This is a genomic window from Agarivorans sp. TSD2052 (genome assembly GCF_023238625.1).
Taxonomy (GTDB): Bacteria; Pseudomonadota; Gammaproteobacteria; order Enterobacterales; family Celerinatantimonadaceae; genus Agarivorans.
The window spans coordinates 3,769,437-3,789,975 of sequence record NZ_CP096670.1; the positions used below are offsets into that span (position 1 = coordinate 3,769,437).

Sequence of the window (20,539 nt, forward strand, 5' to 3'; positions counted from 1 at the left end):
GTTACCACAAGTTTGAGGTAAGTCACAAACTTTTGACCAAAACTTCACCAACCACCAACAGATTAATCTGCTTGGCGACGCAGAAATGCTGGGATGTCTAAATAATCGCCATCACCGCCGATACTGCGAGGCTCAGCATTTACTACCGCTGCAGGCTCATCCATCATTGGAGCTGAATCTGCTGGCATAGTACGCGCTACGGGCTCAGCATTAACTGCTGCCTGCGGCTTAACAATTGAAATATCAGGACGACGTTCAGCACCAATACCGGTGGCGACGACCGTTACCCGCAACTCATCGCTCATTTCTGGGTCAATAACGGCACCAACAACGACAGTTGCGTTCTCAGAGGCGAAACCTTTAACCGCATTACCTACCGTTTCAAACTCCTCAATACTCATGTCGAAACCAGCAGTAATGTTAACCAAAATACCGCGAGCACCCGCTAAATCAACATCTTCAAGCAATGGGCTTGAAATCGCTAACTCGGCCGCTTCTTCAGCGCGATCTTCACCAGAGGCGATACCGGTTCCCATCATCGCAGTGCCCATCTCGCGCATAACCGTGCGAACATCGGCGAAATCCACGTTAATTAAACCTGGACGAGTAATTAGCTCGGCAATACCTTGTACCGCACCCAGTAATACATTATTGGCAGCTTTAAATGCATCGAGTAAAGATACGCCACGGCCTAATACTTTTAGCAATTTGTCGTTCGGGATGGTGATCAATGAATCAACATCTTTACTCAGTTGCTCAATACCTTGTTGGGCATAGCTAGTACGCTTTTTGCCTTCAAATCCAAACGGCTTAGTGACTACCGCTACGGTAAGAATACCCAGCTCTTTAGCCACTTCGGCAACCACTGGCGCTGCACCCGTACCGGTACCGCCACCCATACCAGCAGCAATAAACACCATATCGGCACCTTGCAACTGGCTCATGATCGCATCACGATCTTCCATAGCAGCTTCGCGCCCTACTTCTGGGTTTGCGCCAGCGCCTAGCCCTTTGGTGATGGCCCCACCAATTTGCAAAGTATTGTCAGCCCCTGAATTACGTAGTGCCTGCGCATCAGTATTGATGGTGATGAACTCTACACCTTCAATTGATTGGGCAACCATGTGCTCAACGGCATTACCACCGCCGCCACCAACACCAACAACTTTAATTACCGCTTCATCGGTATGACTATCCATAATCTCAAACATAGTTCTCTCTCCGCTTTATTTTTGCCAATTAGCAAAAACTAAAATTCACCTTTAAACCAACTGTGCAATCGCTTCGCAATATTGCCAACGCTACTGATGTTTTTCACTTCAATTGGTTTTTCAGTCTGATTTTCCATTCCGTAATGCAACAAACCTACTGCTGTAGAGTAAGTAGGTGCTTGTACGTATTCTGTTAGGCCAGCTACATTGTTGGCAGAACCAACCCGTACCTGACACTGTAAAATTTTCTCGGCGCATTCTACTACACCTTCAATTTGAGCGGCACCACCGGTTAACACTACACCAGCGCCTAATTGTAATTTTGTGCCCTGCGCCTGCAGATCGTCGGCCAGCTCATCGAGTTTGCTTTTGATCATACCAAACAGCTCGGTATAACGCGGCTCAATCACCTCGGCCAGAGTCTGTCTTTGCAAGCTACGTGAAGGTCTTCCGCCCACACTAGGTACTTCAATCGTATCGTCGCGACTGACCATACTGCCTAACGCGCAGCCGTAGCGAACTTTTACCGCTTCGGCATCGTTTAGCGGTGTGCCAAATACGGTGGCAATATCGCGAGTCACTGAAGTGCCCGCAAAAGGAACCACTGAGGTGTGGCGTAAAGCACCACTGGTGTAAACGGCGATATCCATGGTGCCAGAACCAATATCAACCACACATACACCGAGCTCTTTTTCATCTTCTGTAAGCACCGCGTAACTGGAAGCCAAGGCTGAAAAAATGAGCTGGTCGACTTTCAAATCACAGCGTTCAACACACTTAACAATGTTTTTTACCATATCGTTATGGCAAGCAATCAGATGTACTTTGGCTTCCATTCGCACCCCCGATAAACCAATTGGGTTTTTAATTCCCTCTTGAAAATCGATGGCAAACTCTTGTGGCAGTACATGCAAAATACGGTGCTCGTCAGGCAGTTTGACCGACTTAGCCGTATGAATAGCATTATCCACATCGTCTTGGGTGACTTCTTCGTCGCTGATTGGCACCATGCCTTTTTCGTTCAAGCAGCGAATATGGCGGCCAGAAACACCAAGGTAGACAGAGCTGATTTTACAATCCGCCATTAACTCAGCTTCTTGCAAGGCACGCTGAACCGTCTTAACGACTGAGTCAAGGTCGTTTACGCCACCTTTGTCCATGCCTTTTGCCGGATGACTGCCCACACCGATAATGCTCATCTCATTGCTAGGCAGTACCTCACCGATTAACGCGGTGATTTTAGCGCTGCCAATATCGAGGCCAACTATCAGTTTTCTATCCGTTACTTTGGTCATTTATCGCCAAGCCTTCCTGTTTCTTCCATCCCACTGCAAAACCCGTGTCATACCGTAAATCCACATAAGCCACAGCCTCTGGTTTTAGCTGTGGGTAAACTGAGACAAAGCGCGCAATACGATTGAGCTTATCTTCTTTGCCTAACTGCAATACTATTCCGTTTGCCAAACTAACTTGCCAAGCATGCCGTTCATTTAGCGCTAAGCTGGCAATGCTTAAACCATCACTCTGCAACACTTGCTGTAGCTGTTTAAAAGTGGCTAATACCACTGCCGCCTGTTCGTCTGGCCCACTTAAATTGACCAACACCTCACTGACTCTTTGCTGAGGCGCATCAAAGATATGCCCTTGCTGATTCAATAAGGCCGCATTATTCCAACGAGCGACCACTTGTTGCTCTTGCAAGTTTACCGACAACTTATCCGGCCATTGCTTGCGTACTGTTACATGTTCTACCCAGGGTAACTGCTCTAACTCAGCTTTGACTTTAGAAACGTCAAGGCTAAAGAAATTCCCCGCTTCAGGTAAACCTGCCAGCGCTTGTTGCAACTCTTGGTCCAACACAAACTCACGCTTGCCCGATACCAATAAACGATTCATCGGGCTGAGCTGTTTATCACTGATACTCAGATAAACTGAATGCAGCCCCCAACTTAAAGCCAATAGCACCAGCACAAAAAAGGCGACTCCAGCCCAGTAGGCTAATTTCTGCTTTTGCAGTGGAGTCATTTCCATGATTAATGGGCCAAATCTAAAATACTGACCACTAACTGGTCGAAACTCATGCCTGCTTGCTTAGCGGCCATTGGCACTAGGCTTTTTTCGGTCATGCCTGGCGATGTGTTCACTTCAAGCAAATACCAGTTGCCTTGTTGGTCGGCCATAAAATCAACCCGCCCCCAGCCTTCACAGTCTGCCGCTTTAAATGCCTTCATCGCAATATCAGCCAACAGCTGTTCGGCAGCATCACTTAAACCACTGGGACAAAAATACTCTGTCGAAGAGCTTTGATACTTGGCGTTATAATCGTAAAAAGTATGCGGCGTTCTCATTCTAATAGACGGTAATACCCGCTCACCAACGATTGCCACCGTATATTCCGCGCCGCTAATCCATTGTTCAATAAGCACTCGAGAGTCATACTCAAACGCATTAGTGATGGCTTCCTCTAACTCTTCTGCGGTATCCGCTTTGGCCATGCCGATGCTAGACCCTTCTAAGGCCGGCTTAACAATCACGCTACCAGATAACTCAGCCAAAATATCGGCAGCCTCACCGGCCCGGTAATGACCTTTCTCGACCACTTTGTAAGACGCTGTTGGCAAACCCATATTTTGCCAGATTTGCTTACAGCGTATTTTGTCCATGGCTAAGGCTGAACCTAATACTCGGCTGCCGGTATAGGGCAAAGCTAAATACTCTAAGGCCCCTTGTAAGGTGCCGTCTTCTCCACCTCTGCCGTGCAGAGCAATAAATACATGACTATATTTTCTTTGTTTTAAGAGGTTTAAATCAAAGCCTTTAGTATCAATCCCTTGGGCATTGATACCCGCGCGAAGCAAGCCAGATAACACGGCATTACCGGATTTTAGCGATACCTCGCGTTCGGCAGAATCACCACCGAATAATACTGCGACTTTGTTAACCACTAAGCTAGCCATTAAGACTTACTACCTCTAAGTTGTTCAATTTGTAATTGCATTGCACCCAACTGGCGAGCTAACACGCCAATATTTCCTGCACCTTGAGTAAGCACGACGTCACCATCTTGAATCACATCGGCTAATAAGCCACTCAATTCACTGGGTTGTTTAACATAGATAGGCTCTAAACCACGCTGGCGAAGACTACGACATAAAGCGCGGCTATCGGCACCGGCTATTGGGTCTTCTCCGGCTGAATACACCTCTAGCAGCAATAGGCTGTCAACTTGCGCCAATACATCAACAAAGTCTTCGTACAGGTCGCGAGTACGGGTATAACGATGTGGCTGAAAAGCCATGACCAAGCGGCGCTCTGGCCAAGCAGCGCGGGCCGCTTTTAAGGTAGCGAGAACTTCAGTAGGGTGATGACCATAATCGTCGACCAGTAGTGCATTACCATTACCGGTGGCAAATTCGCCATATTGTTGAAAACGACGCCCAATTCCTGCGAAGCTATTTAGCGCTTCAACTATCGCGGCATCTTCAATGCCATCTTCAGTGGCCACAGCAATAGCCGCCGCAGCATTAAGCGCATTATGTTCACCCGGCATGTTTAAGGTAATCGCCAGTTCTGCTCGGCCTTCTCTTAATACGCTGAATGAACAACGGTCACCATTTTGTGTAAACTGTTGTATTTGCACATCGGCGCTGTCAGAGAATCCGTAGGTAATAATTTGGCGGCCAATTTGTGGCAGTAAAGTTTGTACACCTTGGTCATCGATACACATCACCGCGACACCATAAAATGGCAGGTTATGTAAAAATTCAATGAAGGTGGCATGTAATTGGGCTTCGTCGCCACCATAGGTTTCCATATGGTCGGGTTCAACGTTGGTAACGACTGCAACCATAGGCTGAAGATGCAAAAATGAGGCATCACTTTCATCGGCTTCAGCAATCAAATAGCGGCTTTTACCTAGGCGAGCATTGGTACCGGCACTATTTAGTAGGCCACCAATAACAAAAGTAGGATCGCGCTCGGCCTGAGCATAAATACTGGCGATTAAACTGGTGGTGGTAGTTTTACCGTGCGTACCAGCAACCGCAACACCATGGCGATAACGCATTAACTCAGCCAACATTTCAGCACGGCGAACCACCGGAATACGCGCAGCTCTAGCCGCTTGCACTTCTGGGTTGTCCTCGCGAATGGCGGTAGAAACCACCACCACGTTAGCGCCGTCGATATTGCTAGCGTCATGTGAGAAAAACACTTCGGCGCCCACCGCTTGTAAGCGCTCTGTCATTGCACTTTCTGCTTGGTCGGAACCTGAAATCTGATAGCCTTCATTAGCCAACACTTCTGCTATACCGCCCATACCGGCACCACCGATCCCTACGAAATGAATACGTTTCACTTTTCGCATCTCTGGGATCATGGTTCGTAACTTGGCTAACTCAACTTTACTCATCTAACTATTACTCTTATTTAACGCTTGGCATACTGCAGCCACTTTTTCAGTTGCGTCTACAGTAGCCTGCTGTCGCGCATTGCGAGCACAGGCTAAACGCAATGCAGGATCGGCAAATTCATTAAGTAGGCTCGCAATATTTTGCGCTGAAAATTCACTCTGTTTTAATAATCGAGCAGCATCGGCTGCCACCAAAAATTGGGCGTTTTTTGTCTGATGGTCGTCAACCGCATAAGGTAAGGGCACAAAAATAGCCGGAATACCTGCCGCAGCGACTTCAGAGACAGTTAGCGCGCCAGCGCGACAGAGTATCACATCAGCCCACTGATAAGCTGCAGCCATATCATCAATAAACTCTACTATCTTGGGCTGTTCGCTCAAACTTTCAGCAAGTGACGCTGCCGCATAGGCATCAATGGCACTTTGCTGCTTATCTTTGCCCGCTTGATGCCAAATATTGAGGTTTAATCCGCTTTGTTTTATACCGGCTGCCAGCTGTTGATTAAACACCTCAGCGCCCAAACTTCCGCCAATCACTAACAGTTTGAAATCACGCTGTTCACTGAGCGTTTTTAGCGGTAGGGCTAACACGGTTTCACGCACTGGATTGCCAACCACTTGCGCTTTGGCAGAACACGGCAAGGCGCCAGGAAATGCCATCAAACTCCGCGAGGCAATTTTTGCTAACATTCTATTGGTTAAGCCAGCGGCGGCATTTTGTTCGTGCAATACCAAAGGCTTGCGCATCAACCAAGCAGCAATCCCACCAGGGCCACTGGCAAAACCGCCCATGCCTAACACCACATCAGGTTGATAACGCTTAATCACACGGACCGCTTGGCGCACCGCATTCAACAATTTGAAAGGTGCCGCCAATTTACGGCGTAAACCATTGCCGCGCACCCCTTGAATACTAATGAAATCGATGGGGTAGCCGTGTTTGGGCACTAACTGGGCTTCCATTCTCTCGGCGGTGCCTAACCAAGAAATATCCCAGCCCTGCAGCTTAAGATAATCGGCCACCGCTAAGCCAGGAAATACGTGCCCACCAGTACCGCCTGCCATGACTAATAATTTTGCTTTATCTTGCTTAACCATGGGCTTCCCTCGTGTAGGCTTGGCATTTCGCCAATCGAAGTTCATGATCAATTCGCAACAACATGGCAATGGCTATCGACATTGCCAATAAACTCGAGCCGCCATAACTAATTAGCGGAAGCGTTAACCCTTTGGTGGGCATTAAGCCGGATGCGGCCCCCACATTCACCATCGTTTGAAAACTAAACCAAATGCCGATACCACAAGCTAAATAGCCAGCAAATGCTTGCTCGGCCAACAAGGCTTTTTGGCCAATTTTCATCGCTCTAATCACCAGTAAAATCAGCAGAAGCAATACGCCGCAGACGCCAATAAAGCCAAGCTCCTCGGCTAATACCGCCACCACAAAGTCGGTATGTGCCTCAGGCAAGTATTCCAATTTTTGTATAGAATTACCGAGCCCCTCTCCTAGCCAATCGCCTCGGCCAAACGCCATTAACGACTGGGTTAATTGGTAACCGCTACCAAAGGGGTCTTGCCAAGGGTCTAGGAATGAAGATACGCGGCGCATTCGGTAAGGTTCTGCGATAATCAAGGTCACTACCGCCACAATGCCGGTAAACATTAAGCCAAAGAATTGAATGAGCTTCGCGCCCGCTAAAAACAGCATGCCTACTGTGGTAACAAACATCACGATGACGCTGCCTAAATCGGGCTGTGCTAATAGCAATACCGCCAGCATGAAAAACACCACTAAAGGCTTTAAAAAGCCTTTTAGGTTTTCACGAACTTGTTCATGCCGCCGAACTAAATAACCGGCAAGATAGGTAAACAAGGCCAACTTAGAGAATTCTGCTGGCTGAATATTGATTGGGCCTAGGCCTATCCAGCGACTACTGCCATTAATATTACGCCCCACCAGCAAGACTAAGACTAAGGCCAAGCCCGCCAATAAAAGTAATTTTGCGTTATGCGATTGCCACCATGACATCGGTATTTGAACCACCGCGGCCATGGTGCACAAACATAACAACAAGTAGATACCATGGCGTTTAGTAAAACGAAATGGGTCATCACTTAAGGCAATGCCTTCAGGGATAGATGCTGAAGACACCATCACCAAGCCTACTACCATCAAGCTTAACGCTAGCCACAGTAACTGTCGGTCAAACAGTAAAGGTTCTTTGACATCTTTAGCCTCAGGATTAACGAGGGCAAGTAGATGAGTGAACCATAGTGGTTTAGCCATTATTTTCATAGCGCCTCCACCAACTGACAAAAATGCTGCCCACGATTTTCAAAGTTACGGTACATATCTAAGCTAGCGCAAGCGGGTGACAGCAACACCGTATCTCCGCTTTTAGCCTGTTGCTTACACCAAGTGAGCGCTTGTTCAAGGTTGTCGACCAACAGAGTATTGGCCGCAATATCTTTAAAGCGTTGTTTGTCTTTACCAAAGGCCACCACGCCAGCGACAGCTGCCAGCGGCCCTGCTAACTCGCTTAAATCGCCATCTTTACTGTCACCGCCTACAATCAACCATAACTGCTGCCGAGCTTGAACTAGGCCTTTAAGCGCGGCAATGGTAGCCCCTACGTTGGTCGCTTTAGAATCGTTAATCCAACTAATGCCTCGCTTACGCGAGACCAGTTGGCAACGATGCGCTAAACCAACAAATTGTTTGATAGCGATTAAGCAGGCCTCAAGTGCAATGCCCGCTGCGTCTGCTAGCGCTAAGGCTGCCAAAATGTTTGCATAGTTGTGCGTACCCACTAAAGGAAGCTCTTCGGTAGCAAGTAACACTCGCTCGCCCTTCATCAATTGCTGCTGATTATCACTTAGGCTGTAATCTCCCGCTGAGGTCAACGAGAAGCTGATGACTTGCTTGGCATTAACATGAGGTTGCGAGTCGGCATCATCCAAATTAACAATGGCGGTTGTAGCGTGCTGGTATATTTTCTGTTTAGCGGCGATGTAGTCTGCTAAACCTTGATAGCGATCCATATGGTCTTCGCTAATATTTAGCACCGTTGCTGCACAAGCTGCGAGAGAATCCGTCGTTTCCAGTTGAAAGCTGGATAACTCGAGGACATACAGTTGCACATCGTCAGCCAATAAATCGAGTACGGGAACCCCAATATTACCGCCAACCGCCACGTTAATGCCGGCTTGCTTGGCCATGTCTCCCACTAAACTGGTGACGGTGCTTTTACCATTAGAACCGGTAATCGCGACTATCGGAGCCAGCGCATAGTGACAAAATAACTCTACGTCACCAATCAACGATACGCCGGCCTCGGCAATTTTTTGCAATACAGGGTGAGCCAGCGCTACCCCTGGACTAACAATCACCACATCACAGTCGAGTAATTGAAGTAAAGGCAGCTCACCACAAACCACCGTCAAATTGTCTGCTAGTTGTGTCAAGCCTGGAGGGGAAATACGGGTATCACAAATTAAAGGAGAGATGCCTTGGCTAAGTAAAAAGCGCACACTACTCATCCCGCTGGCTCCAAGACCAACGACTGCGTAACGTTTTTGTGGCTGCAATTTACTCACAATAACAACTCAACCTTCTGTTTTACCTTACTTTTAAGGTAGCTAAACCAATCAGTACTAAAATCAAGGAAATGATCCAAAAGCGCACAATAACGCGTGGCTCAGGCCAACCTTTTAATTCGTAGTGATGATGAATCGGCGCCATGCGGAATATTCGTTGCCCGCGCAACTTATACGAGCCCACCTGCAAAATAACCGACACCGTTTCCATCACAAAAACTCCGCCCATAATCACCAACAGTAACTCTTGGCGAACTAATACCGCCACCGCGCCCAGCGCAGCACCTAAAGCCAACGAACCCACATCGCCCATAAAAACTTGTGCAGGGTAAGTATTGAACCAAAGGAAGGCCAAACCTGCGCCCACCATCGCGGTGCACACCACGACCAGCTCAGAGGCTTCTGGAATATAAGGAATAAATAAATAGCTGGAGAAATTAGCATGGCCCGTAAGGTAGGCAATTAACGCAAATGCCGAGGCCACCATCACACTGGGCATAATCGCCAGCCCATCAAGGCCATCGGTCAGATTCACTGCATTACTACTGCCAACAATCACTAAGTAGGTTAAGGGGATAAATAACCACCCTAACTGCGGCATAATATCTTTGATGAATGGCAGTACCAATTGCGTCTGTGCGGCAGAATCGGCACTAAAGAATAAATAAGTGGCCACGACTAAGGCTACGACCGATTGCCAAAAGTACTTCCAACGAGCAATTAAGCCTGCTGGATCTTTACGAATCACTTTTCGGTAATCGTCTACAAAACCAATCGCACCATAGCTACCGAATACAAATAACATTACCCACACGTAATGATTATCTAATCGAGCCCACAGCAAGGTAGACAAAAATACCGAAGCGATGATCAACACACCGCCCATAGTAGGAGTGCCTGATTTACTGAGATGAGACTCAGGCCCATCATTTCTTACGGTTTGACCAATTTGCAACAGTTGTAAACGGCGGATCAATTTCGGCCCCATCCAAAGACCAAACACCAAAGCCGTTAATACGCTAACAATCGCACGAAACGTCAAATACCCAAATAGCGAAAATCCACCAAAGTATTGCTGCAGATATTCCGCTAACCAAACTAACATTCGAAACCCTTCTTAAAATTGTGTTGTAAGTGCTGGACGACTTTTTCCATATGCGTTGAACGAGAACCCTTAACCAATATCAAACATGGCTGTTGGCTGGTTTGTTTTAATGCTTCAGTTAACTGTTCAACAAGCTGTTCATGGGAATCAAAAAACCGCTCTAGTTGCCCTAAATCAGCCAATGCCGATTCAAAAGACGCGCCATAAGAATACAAGCTGATGCCACTGTCAAGCGCTTGCTGCACGACGCTCTTATGGGCTTGCTCAGAATCTTGCCCCATCTCTCCCATTGCACCAGCAACAAGAAAGCGGTGCCCCTCAAAACTGGCTAAAATATCTATGGCAGCCTTAAAGGATGCAGGATTGGCGTTGTAACTATCATCGATAAGGCTAACCTGCTGGCTAAGCGGCTGCAGGTTAACTCTTCCCGGTACATTATCCAATTGAGCGAGGCCGAGCTGAACCTCACTTAAGGTCGCTCCCATCGCCAACGCAAGCGCCGACGCCGCCACCGCATTTTTCACGTTATGTTGACCCGCCATATTGACCTGTACGGTTTGCATACCGTAAGGAGTGTTCAAGGTAAACTGACTACCTTGGACACCCATTGAAACAATATCGCTGGCATAGTAATCGGCCTTACAATCATCTAGCGAAAACAGTTGCACCTTAGCGGGTTTAGCGGCATCCATCAGCGTTTGCTGATAATCACTACCGGCTTCGCAAATAGCTAACTGCTCAGCATTGAGATTTTGAAACAACTCTGATTTAGCTTTTAACACTCCTGCTTGGTCACCAAAACCTTCAATATGGGCCGCCGACACATTATTAATCAGTGCCACTTTAGGTTTAACCAAATTCACCGTATAAGCGATTTCGCCAATATGGTTTGCCCCTAACTCAAGCACCCCTACTTGGTGCTGTTCTGTGGCTCGCAATAGCGATAAGGGGACACCGATGTCATTATTGAAATTACCTTGGGTCGCCAACACATCCTTTGCTTGAGATAAGATGCTACTGCACATTTCTTTGACGGTGGTTTTACCGTTACTACCCGTGATCGCGCAACAAGGCAGCTGCAATTTATCTCGTAAATAACTGGCAATGTGCCCGAGGGCGAGCCGGCAATCGGCCACCAACAACTGCGGAACCGGCAAGGCTTGTTTTTGCTCAACGATTAGCGCTAATGCGCCTTGTTGTATTGCCGCTTCAGCAAACTGATGGCCATCAAAGTTTTCACCACTTAGAGCAACAAAAAGACCTTTTGGCATGGCTTTGCGCGAATCAGTATCTACGCTTTGAATTAAACAATCGTTGCCGATTAGTTGGGCATTTAACGGCGCCAAAAGCTCAGATAACATGAGTGGGATCATAATGGCTGCCCCACTAAGTCTCGCACCACGACTCGCTCGTCATAATCTAAGCTTTCGGCACCGATTATTTGATAATCTTCATGGCCCTTGCCCGCCACCAAAATAATATCTTTAGCCCCGCAGTGCGTAATAGCGTGGGCAATCGCGTCGGCACGTTGGTGGATGACCGTTACCGCCTCAGGCTTAGAGAAACCTAATAGTATGTCTTCAACGATGCTTAAGGCATTTTCAAAGCGGGGATTGTCATCGGTGACGATAACTCGATCGGCGTGTAACTCAGCGACCTGCGCCATCAGTGGTCGCTTACCCCTGTCACGATCGCCGCCGCAACCAAAGATACAAATAAGCGCTCCTCGGCAATGCTGGCGTAACGCAGACAAGGCTTTATCTAATGCATCGGGGGTATGTGCATAATCTACCACTACCGAACATTTACCGGCGAACAATTCCATGCGCCCTGGTACCGCATTCAGTTTTGGTAATAACTCCACCAACGATGACAACTCGACACCTAGGTGGCTTAGGCAGGCTACTGCACACAAGAGGTTTTCGGCATTAAAGCGGCCTAATAAGGGACTGGTAAATAACACTTTTTCGTGGCTGGCCTCGGGGCTAACAATGTAACCACTGGCACCTTGTTCAGTAAACGCAAGGTCGCCAATTTGCCATTGTGCTCGACTGTCTTCTAATGACAATGCTTCAGCAGTTGGGTAATGTTCTAACAGCTGTTTACCAAAACTATCATCGGCGTTTATGAGTCGGCATTGTAAGCTTGGCCAATCGAACAAGGCCTGTTTTGCTCGCCCGTACTCAGCCATAGTGCCGTGGTAATCGAGATGATCACGACTCAAGTTAGTGAAGATCGCCACCTTAAAGGGCACACTCGCTACCCGTTGCTGCACTAAGCCGTGCGAAGAAATCTCCATCGCAACTAATTGATAACCCTGCTGGTGCATTTCACTTAACTGACGCTGAATAGTTATTGCGTCAGCGGTAGTGTTCTCAGTAGCTTGTAACTCACCCGGTTTTCCGTTGCCTAAGGTGCCCATGACCGAAGCACGCATACCGCTTAAGTTGGCTAAATTAGCAATATAATGGGTGACGGTACTTTTGCCGTTTGTGCCCGTGACCCCAACAATAGTTAAAGGGTTACCAGTGGGAAAGTAAGCCGCTGAGGCCAACTGCGAAAGCTGCTTATTTAGCCGCCAAAAATGAATGCATGGTACTTTATTCTGCCAGTCAATATGACCATGGTGCTTTTCTTCATCTGCATCAAGAATAACGGCGACCGCGCCGTTATCGATGGCTGAATCAATATAATTGCGCCCATCAACTTGATGTCCTTTAACCGCTACAAATATATCGCCGGTGAGCACTTCACGACTATTCAGGGTTAACTCATTAAAACTAAGATCTGGCGCGATAGAAATCGCAAACTTAGCCAATAATGAAGACAAATCAGGTTTCATTGTTGCTGCCTCCCTTGGCTTTAACGACGTGCTTGCTATTGTCATCTGGAGCGACATTGAGGTATTGCAAACCACCGTGCATCACTTTGGAAAAAACAGGGGCAGCAACGTCACCACCATAATAGCGATCGTTTTTCGGCTCGTTGACAAATACAGCTATCGCCAGTTTAGGGTCACTCACAGGGGCAACCCCTGCAAATATAGCAACATAGTCGTCACCATAACCGCCACGAACAGCCTTGCGACTGGTACCAGTTTTACCTGCTACTCTAAAGCCGGGTACCGCGGCCTTTCTTCCGGTACCCCCTTCTTGAATAACCGACTCCATCATTTCTAATACTGCATTTGCTTTAACTTGTTCAAAGACTCGCTCGCCAGGCGAGGCTTGCTGCAATTTAATAATTGAAATGGGTCGAAAAACGCCGCCAGAGCCAATGGTGGCATAGGCTTGAGCCAACTGTAGCGGCGTCACCATTAGGCCGTAGCCAAAAGACAAGGTTGCGAGTTCAAAATCAGACCAACGACGACGTTGCGGCATTTGTCCACCAGACTCACCCACTAAACCTAAGCCAGCATCATTACCAAAACCCACGTTGTAAAAGGTGTCGAGCATACCCTCTACCCCAACCTTCAGAGCAAGTTGGCTAGTGGCTACATTGCTCGATTTTTGAATGACCTTGGTTAAACTGATTTCACCATAGTTACGAGAATCACGGACTCGTCGACCACCAATTTGCATCCAACCGGGGTTAGTATTAATCACACTATTGGTTTTAATATGGTTACCTTCCAAGGCTGCGATCACCGATAAAGGTTTTACCGTCGAGCCCGGTTCATAGCTATCGGTTAATGCGCGATTGCGATAGCGGTAGCTTTGAAATTCATTGCGATTGTTGGGGTTAAACGAGGGGCTATTGGCCATTGCTAGCACTTCGCCAGTTTGTATATCTAAAACCACAACGCTGCCAGAGGTCGCTTGCGTATCGGCTACCGCTTTTTTAAGTTCACGGTAAGCCAAAGCTTGAATGCGCTGGTCGATACTTAATGCAATATTTTGCGCTTGTTTAGCTTGATGAATCACCGCCAGATCTTCAACCACTCGACCTAAACGGTCTTTGCGAACTTTACGTTTACCCGGCTCGCCAGTGAGCCAGTCGTCGTAACTTCGTTCAATGCCTTCTAAACCATGGTCATCAATATCAGTAAAACCTACCAAGTGAGCACTTACTTCGCCAGCAGGGTAAAAACGACGAGATTCAGGCTTTAAATAAACCCCTTTAATTTTCAACTTCTCTACATAGTTAGCCACCGCTGAACTGACTTGCCGCTGTAAATATACAAAACGCCGCTTAGGGTTGTTAACTCGGCTTTGTAAGCTAATAACATCGGTATCGAGCACTTTAGCTAAGGCCGCCCAAGCCTCTTGGTTTTCAAAGCTATGTTGGTCTGCCACATGTTTAGGATCAGCCCAAATCGCCCGTACCGGTACACTAACAGCTAATTCACTGCCGAAACGATCGGTAATAACACCACGCTCTGCATAACCTGTTTTGGTCCGAATAGAGCGCAAGTCCCCCTCATAAACTAACCTGTCAGGGGCAATCACTTGAATATATGCGGCTCGGCTCACCAACGCGGTGAATATTAAGCAAACAACCGCCATCACCAGCACAAATCGCCAGTGAATGAACAGTCCTTGTTTACTTGCTTTTTTATTCATCGCTCAGTGATTACCACTTGTTCTTCTATTTTTGGTCGATGCATGCCTAAACGTTTCTTAGCAATGCTCTCAATTCGACTATGTTCAGCTAATGCATTTTGCTCAATTAACAGATGTCGCCATTCCACATTCAAGGCGTCACGATTCATCATCAACACTTCTCGTTGCTCAACAAACATTCGAGTATGGTGAGTCGTCCACACCACGCAGAAGGCCGAAACAACAGTGGCAAGTAACAACAGGAAATGCTGCTTATTACGCCAAACATCTTTTAATATTGCCCTTAATAAATTGGGCTGACGGCTAGCTTCGCTCATTACAAGCGACGGGCAACCCGTAACACCGAACTACGCGAGCGCGGGTTTTGTTCAATTTCAGCGGCACTAGGCTTAATCGCCCGGCCAATGCTTTTAAGGAAACGTCCACGAGCTAACTGCTCTTCAGTAAGCGGAAAACCTCTCGGAAACTGTTCACCTTTTTCTTGCTTACGAATGAAGCGTTTCACCATTCGGTCTTCCAAAGAGTGAAAACTAATTACCGCTAAACGCCCATCGGTTGCTAAGCTATTCATTGCCCCTAATAGGGCGATTTCAATTTCATCCAGCTCACTGTTTATATAAATGCGAATGGCTTGAAAGCTGCGTGTCGCCGGATGTTTATGTTTATCTTTAACCGGGCAGGCTTCATCGATAATTTTTGCCAGTTGCAAAGTACTGGTTAACGCTTGCTCTTGACGCGCATTAACAATGCCGTGAGCAATGCGTTTACCAAACTTCTCTTCACCAAAGGTTTTAATCACCCATGCAATATCTTCTTCTGCTGCATGTGTGAGCCACTGCGCGGCAGTTTGCCCTTGTGAGGTATCCATGCGCATATCTAATGGCCCTTCGCGCATGAAGCTAAAACCACGTTCAGCGTCATCGAGCTGAGGAGAGGACACACCTAAATCAAGCAATACCCCGTCAATTTTTTTGCTCAAACCCAACTCGTCGACATACTTTTCAATGCCAGAAAAAGGACCATGCACAATTTGAAAGCGAGGGTCATTAGCAAACTGCTTAGCTGCTTCGATAGCGCGCGGGTCGCGGTCGATGGCAATTAAACGCCCATTCGGACCGAGCTGTTGCAAAATGGCGCGACTGTGCCCCCCTCTTCCAAAGGTACCGTCAACATAAATGCCATCTGCTTTAATGGCTAAACCATCGATACACTCTTGCAGCAGTACCGAGGTATGGGCAAATTCAGTACTCATATTAAAGTGAAAAATCTCTTAAGTTATCGGTCAACATATCTACATTCTCATCTAGGGCTATATCTTCAGCAATTTGTTGCTGCCACTGTTCATCAGACCAAAGCTCAAATTTATTAAGCTGCCCGACCAACATTATTTTTTTCTCTAAACTGGCGTGCTGGCGCAGTGGAGGGGGAATAAGTAAGCGACCATTTTTATCCATTTCGCAATCATCGGCATACCCCAACAGCAAACGCTGTAAACGGCGTTCTGCAGGGTTCATGCTAGACAGGCGACGTAATTTACGTTCGATCTCTTCCCATTCAGCTAATGGATAGAGCAGTAAACAACGGTGATTAATATCAATCGTGCATACCAACTGACCTTGGCACTCATCCATTAACCATTCACGATAACGGGTCGGCATGGTTAGCCGTCCTTTCGCATCGAGGTTAATTGAGCTAGCGCCGCGTAACATCAGTGTTTATTCCCCTTTTTTCCCTAATTGACTCGGTGATGCGAGAGCTAGATCCACTAAGATCCACTTTATCCCACAATTTACTAAGTTTAAGGACGAGTCTCCCCCTTTGCAAGCGACCTTGAGCAAGAAAATGAACAAAATTCCACCAACCCATCTGCCTTACTGGCTAAAGACTTGATATACAAAGCGACAGAGAGCATTTACGGAAAAAATTAATTCAATTTATTAAATTAATTTTTTGAATTATTGGCGGTGTTTCACAGGAATTATTCGCTTTCATCATTATTTCTACTGACAAAAGCAATAAAAAAGCCCCGTATATCACTACGGGGCTTTCAAAAAAGGTGGGAGTTGGCCGATAAGCCGGGTTTTGTCGTGAACAATCATTCGTCTAGGCCATTAATCGCTTAATGGCTCAAGCAGCCTACCCGCCCCCAACGCGGGTCGCGCCTTAAGGGGGCCTATTTGGCCTTGCTCCGGATGGAGTTTACCTCGCCGCAATCTGTTACCAGTTGCGCGGTGCGCTCTTACCGCACCCTTTCAGCCTTACCTGTGCTCACGAATGAGCCATCGGCGGTCTTCTCTCTGCTGCACTTGTCGTGGGCTCGCGCCCCCCAGGCGTTACCTGGCACCCTACCCTATAGAGCCCGGACTTTCCTCCCCTTCGCCCGTCTGTCACTCTCGAAAGAGCACACAACGACGAAGCAGCGATTGCCTAGCCAACTCCGCGGCGGACTATAGCAAACTATAGGGGCTAAGAATAGCGCTTTGCATGGCTTATTTAGTGTGTTTTAACGCATAGTCATAGAGTGCGTTTTTCTTTAATCCATAAATTTTGGCCGTTAAGGCGGCGGCTTTCTTCAAAGGCAGTTCTTGCTGCAACAATGCCAAGGTATCAAGGGCATCTACCGGTAGTTGGTCACTGCTCATTTGGTGGCCCGCCACCACCAATACGATCTCACCCTTTTGCTGGTTAGGATCCGCTTGTACCCAGCTTAATAGCTCACCCACCGGCAATGATTTAACGGTTTCAAAGGTTTTGGTTAGTTCGCGGGCCATCACTACCTGGCGCTCTTCACCTAAACAAACCGCGATGTCTTTTAAACTATCCACTATACGATGAGGCGATTCATAATAAACAACAGTGCGAGGCTCTTGGCGAAGCTGGTTTAAGCGTTCTTGCCTAGCATTAGTTTTAGCCGGTAAAAACCCCTCATAGAGAAAGCGGTCGGTGGGTAACCCTGCCACTGATAGTGCTGCAATGGCGGCACACGCTCCGGGTAAAGGAACCACCGGGTAACCTTTAGCCCTAAAAGCCGAAACTAGGTGATAACCGGGGTCATTAATAAGAGGCGTGCCAGCGTCAGAGACCAGTGCAATATCTTGCCCTTCTAACAAACACTGCTCTAACCACGCTATTTTTTGTTGTTCATTGTGATCATGCACAGCTACGCAACGAGTGCCAATGTCGTAATGCGCTAATAAGCGGCCAGTATTGCGCGTATCCTCTGCAGCTATCATGGAAACACTCTTTAGTACCTCCAGTGCACGCAAGGTAATATCAGACAAATTACCAATAGGAGTTGCCACAATATATAGAGTACCGATGGTAGACATAAATAAACCTCTCGTTTAATCGGCCCCTACTTTAATCAAAAGCCTAGGTTCCCTCAATCTTTCAACGCATCGTTTGTGGATTATTTAGCGTTAGACTCTTAATATATGCACTAACAAACAGATACTGGTGGTATTAACCTTGAGATATAACCTAATTTCGGCGCTACGTTACGTCAGTTTCGCAATGATACTATTGTTATCGGCCTGTAGTAGTGAGCCAACTAAACAAGCTATCGTTGCGATTGCCTTGCCCTCGCTAGCCATTGCTCCTGAACACAACGCTGAATTCTATTTGGACCAAGCTAGTATCAGCCCCGTCGAAAACAGTTTCGATTGGGAGCTATTAGCGGCTAAAGCTTATTATCAACAAGGTTTATACCAAGCGGGTGATGCGGTTATTGAGTCTTTACAAGAGCAAGCCACATCAGTGACTCAAAAAGCTGGAGTGAAACTTGTTGAGGCCTACTCTCAGCAAAACCAAGGGCGCTATAACCAAGCTCTTGCCTTGTTAGACTTCGATCCTCTGTGGCCACTACCCGATGACTATTGGCAGGCTTATTACCAAAGCCGCGCTGATATCTATTCTAAACAGAATAATCCGCTCGCTGCGGCAGGGGCTTACATTGAATTAGACCGTTACTTGGTGGATGCAGCTCGAGAAGCTAACCACACCACTATTTGGGAAAAACTTAAACCACTCACCGCATTTACTTTGCGTAGCTTTCAACAGCCTGGCGCGGAGTTACGCAACGGTTGGTTAGAGATCGTTGCTATCAGTAACGAACCAAAGCAATCACCAGAGAAACTTGTCGCCACCTTGCAACAATGGAAAACAGAGTACCCACAGCATCCAGCGCTAGATTATGTTGCCGGTGATCTTGCTAAAGCAATCAGCATTACGCCCTACCAACCCAATAAAGTGGCCGTTTTATTGCCGCTAACGGGCAAATATAAAAGCAATGCTTTAGCCATCAAAGATGGCCTTATCGCCGCATTTTTAGATAAGCAAACTCAATTTGAAAGCAACACCGAATTGGTGTTCTATGACACTCAAGCGCAAGCTATGGAGAGCCTCTACCCGCAACTTGTCACTGACCAGATTGACTTTATAGTCGGCCCTTTACTTAAATCTCAGCTAGCCAGCTTGCTGGCACTTTCGCCCAGCATGCCGGTATTTGCGCTCAATGATATTCAGTCCTCAGAGCAACAGGGGCAATACTTTTTCCCACTGTCGCCGGAAGATGAAGCTAAACAAGCCGCGCAGTTTATGATTCAACGTGAAGAGACCAACCCGCTAATCATTGCGCCACAAAGCAGCTTAGGCAAACGAATGAGCGAAGCGTTTGTTGAAGAATGGACGATGTACTCGAGTGCACCAGTGGACGTGATTTATTACGCAAACCGTAATGACCTACAACGTGCAGTGAAAAAGCTATTACATACCGACCAAAGCCAGCAACGAATCAACCAATTTAAACAAATTCTTGGCCAAGATTTAGAAGCCGAAGTGCGTTCGCGTAGTGATGCGCAATCTTTATATTTGGTAGGCAGCAACACAGAAACCAAGCTAATCAAAGCCTTTATCGATGTTACCGTTAGCCCGTTTGCCGTTAGCCCTAGATTATACGCTAGCTCTAGAAGCTATGATAAAAACGACAGTACCAGTGAAAACGAACTAGATGGCATGTATATCAGCGAAATGCCATGGATGTTAGAACAACAATCGGTTAATTCAATTCGCTATCAAACTTTATGGCCCAGCTCATCTGATAGGCAAAAACGTCTCTATGCCTTAGGCTACGATGCATATAATTTAATTGACCAGCTAGCCCAAATGAAAGGCTACGCTGAGTATCAATTTCAAGGCTTATCAGGCAACTTGAGTGTTAATCAACAAGGCTTAGTGCTTCGACAACTGACTTGGACAGAATACAAGAATGGTGAATTGGTTCCCCTGGAAATCCAAGCCCAAATTGTTGAGTAGTGGCCAGTTAGCCGAGCAACAAGCGGCGGATTACTTAATTCAACAGGGCCTAGTGCTTATTGAGAGAAATTTTCATTGCCGACGCGGGGAAATAGACCTCATTTTTAAGCAAGGTGATACCTGGGTGTTTGTCGAAGTTAAATATCGTAGCCGCCAAGATTTTGGTGGCGCGCTAGCAGCGGTTGACCAAGCTAAAATTCGTCGTATTTTGTTAAGTGCTCAGCACTATTTACATACCAAGAAATTAAATCAATTTGATACAGCGATACGTTTTGATGTCATCGCCATTCAAGCTAAAGCACCATTTCTTGAGTGGTTTCAAAACGCATTTGGGGAATAG

General features: G+C 47.0%; 18 protein-coding genes and 1 other RNA gene. 2 read left to right on the forward strand and 17 right to left on the reverse strand.

The annotated features are described in order from the left end of the window. Positions 1 to 62: 62 nt before the first annotated feature. From ftsZ to rsmI, 17 genes are all read right to left on the reverse strand, one after another. Positions 63 to 1,211 carry a cell division protein FtsZ gene (gene ftsZ, locus M0C34_RS17125; RefSeq protein ID WP_248712886.1) on the reverse strand — a complete coding sequence of 383 codons (1,149 nt, stop codon included), beginning with the start codon at positions 1,209 to 1,211 and terminating at the stop codon, positions 63 to 65. Positions 1,212 to 1,249: 38 nt separating this feature from the next. Further along, entirely contained in the window at positions 1,250 to 2,506 is a 1,257-nt protein-coding gene (gene ftsA, locus M0C34_RS17130) for a cell division protein FtsA (RefSeq protein WP_248712887.1), read from the reverse strand. After that, positions 2,487 to 3,242, reverse strand: a complete 756-nt coding sequence (locus M0C34_RS17135) for a cell division protein FtsQ/DivIB (RefSeq protein ID WP_248712888.1) — start codon at positions 3,240 to 3,242, stop codon at positions 2,487 to 2,489. Before M0C34_RS17135 ends, ftsA begins: the two co-directional genes overlap by 20 nt. Positions 3,243 to 3,244: 2 nt before the next feature. Beyond that, positions 3,245 to 4,168, reverse strand: a complete 924-nt coding sequence (locus M0C34_RS17140) for a D-alanine--D-alanine ligase (protein WP_305883137.1) — start codon at positions 4,166 to 4,168, stop codon at positions 3,245 to 3,247. After that, positions 4,168 to 5,622 (reverse strand): UDP-N-acetylmuramate--L-alanine ligase, encoded by a 1,455-nt coding sequence (murC, locus tag M0C34_RS17145; RefSeq protein ID WP_248712889.1) that lies wholly within the window; start codon positions 5,620 to 5,622, stop codon positions 4,168 to 4,170. Before murC ends, M0C34_RS17140 begins: the two co-directional genes overlap by 1 nt. After that, a complete protein-coding gene (murG, locus tag M0C34_RS17150) occupies positions 5,623 to 6,720 on the reverse strand; it encodes an undecaprenyldiphospho-muramoylpentapeptide beta-N-acetylglucosaminyltransferase (RefSeq protein WP_248712890.1) in 1,098 nt (365 codons plus the stop codon). Then, entirely contained in the window at positions 6,713 to 7,918 is a 1,206-nt protein-coding gene (ftsW, locus tag M0C34_RS17155) for a cell division protein FtsW (RefSeq protein ID WP_256469283.1), read from the reverse strand. The genes murG and ftsW overlap by 8 nt, the downstream gene beginning before the upstream one ends. After that, on the reverse strand, positions 7,915 to 9,219 hold the full coding sequence (gene murD / locus M0C34_RS17160; RefSeq protein WP_248712891.1) for a UDP-N-acetylmuramoyl-L-alanine--D-glutamate ligase: 1,305 nt from the start codon (positions 9,217 to 9,219) through the stop codon (positions 7,915 to 7,917). The genes ftsW and murD overlap by 4 nt, the downstream gene beginning before the upstream one ends. A 22-nt stretch (positions 9,220 to 9,241) precedes the next feature. Then, positions 9,242 to 10,324, reverse strand: coding sequence for a phospho-N-acetylmuramoyl-pentapeptide-transferase (gene mraY, locus M0C34_RS17165; RefSeq protein WP_248712892.1), 1,083 nt, complete (start codon positions 10,322 to 10,324; stop codon positions 9,242 to 9,244). Continuing rightward, entirely contained in the window at positions 10,318 to 11,685 is a 1,368-nt protein-coding gene (locus tag M0C34_RS17170; RefSeq protein WP_248712893.1) for a UDP-N-acetylmuramoyl-tripeptide--D-alanyl-D-alanine ligase, read from the reverse strand. The genes mraY and M0C34_RS17170 overlap by 7 nt, the downstream gene beginning before the upstream one ends. Positions 11,686 to 11,693: 8 nt before the next feature. Further along, a complete protein-coding gene (gene murE, locus M0C34_RS17175) occupies positions 11,694 to 13,166 on the reverse strand; it encodes a UDP-N-acetylmuramoyl-L-alanyl-D-glutamate--2,6-diaminopimelate ligase (protein WP_248712894.1) in 1,473 nt (490 codons plus the stop codon). Beyond that, on the reverse strand, positions 13,156 to 14,886 hold the full coding sequence (locus M0C34_RS17180) for a penicillin-binding transpeptidase domain-containing protein (RefSeq protein WP_248712895.1): 1,731 nt from the start codon (positions 14,884 to 14,886) through the stop codon (positions 13,156 to 13,158). Before M0C34_RS17180 ends, murE begins: the two co-directional genes overlap by 11 nt. Continuing rightward, entirely contained in the window at positions 14,883 to 15,203 is a 321-nt protein-coding gene (gene ftsL / locus M0C34_RS17185) for a cell division protein FtsL (RefSeq protein WP_248712896.1), read from the reverse strand. The genes M0C34_RS17180 and ftsL overlap by 4 nt, the downstream gene beginning before the upstream one ends. After that, a complete protein-coding gene (gene rsmH, locus M0C34_RS17190; protein ID WP_248712897.1) occupies positions 15,203 to 16,138 on the reverse strand; it encodes a 16S rRNA (cytosine(1402)-N(4))-methyltransferase RsmH in 936 nt (311 codons plus the stop codon). The genes ftsL and rsmH overlap by 1 nt, the downstream gene beginning before the upstream one ends. A 1-nt stretch (position 16,139) precedes the next feature. Further along, positions 16,140 to 16,595, reverse strand: a complete 456-nt coding sequence (gene mraZ, locus M0C34_RS17195; RefSeq protein WP_248712898.1) for a division/cell wall cluster transcriptional repressor MraZ — start codon at positions 16,593 to 16,595, stop codon at positions 16,140 to 16,142. A gap of 346 nt (positions 16,596 to 16,941) precedes the next feature. Beyond that, an RNA gene (gene rnpB, locus M0C34_RS17200) (RNase P RNA component class A) lies at positions 16,942 to 17,325 on the reverse strand. 50 nt (positions 17,326 to 17,375) lie between these two features. Beyond that, positions 17,376 to 18,215 carry a 16S rRNA (cytidine(1402)-2'-O)-methyltransferase gene (gene rsmI, locus M0C34_RS17205; RefSeq protein WP_248712899.1) on the reverse strand — a complete coding sequence of 280 codons (840 nt, stop codon included), beginning with the start codon at positions 18,213 to 18,215 and terminating at the stop codon, positions 17,376 to 17,378. Positions 18,216 to 18,354: 139 nt separating this feature from the next. Between rsmI and M0C34_RS17210 the strand changes: the two genes are divergently transcribed. Together M0C34_RS17210 and M0C34_RS17215 are read left to right on the forward strand one after the other, a co-directional pair. Next, complete coding sequence (locus M0C34_RS17210; RefSeq protein ID WP_248712900.1) at positions 18,355 to 20,199, forward strand: penicillin-binding protein activator; 1,845 nt, start codon at positions 18,355 to 18,357, stop codon at positions 20,197 to 20,199. After that, on the forward strand, positions 20,189 to 20,539 hold the full coding sequence (locus tag M0C34_RS17215; protein WP_371923089.1) for a YraN family protein: 351 nt from the start codon (positions 20,189 to 20,191) through the stop codon (positions 20,537 to 20,539). The genes M0C34_RS17210 and M0C34_RS17215 overlap by 11 nt, the downstream gene beginning before the upstream one ends.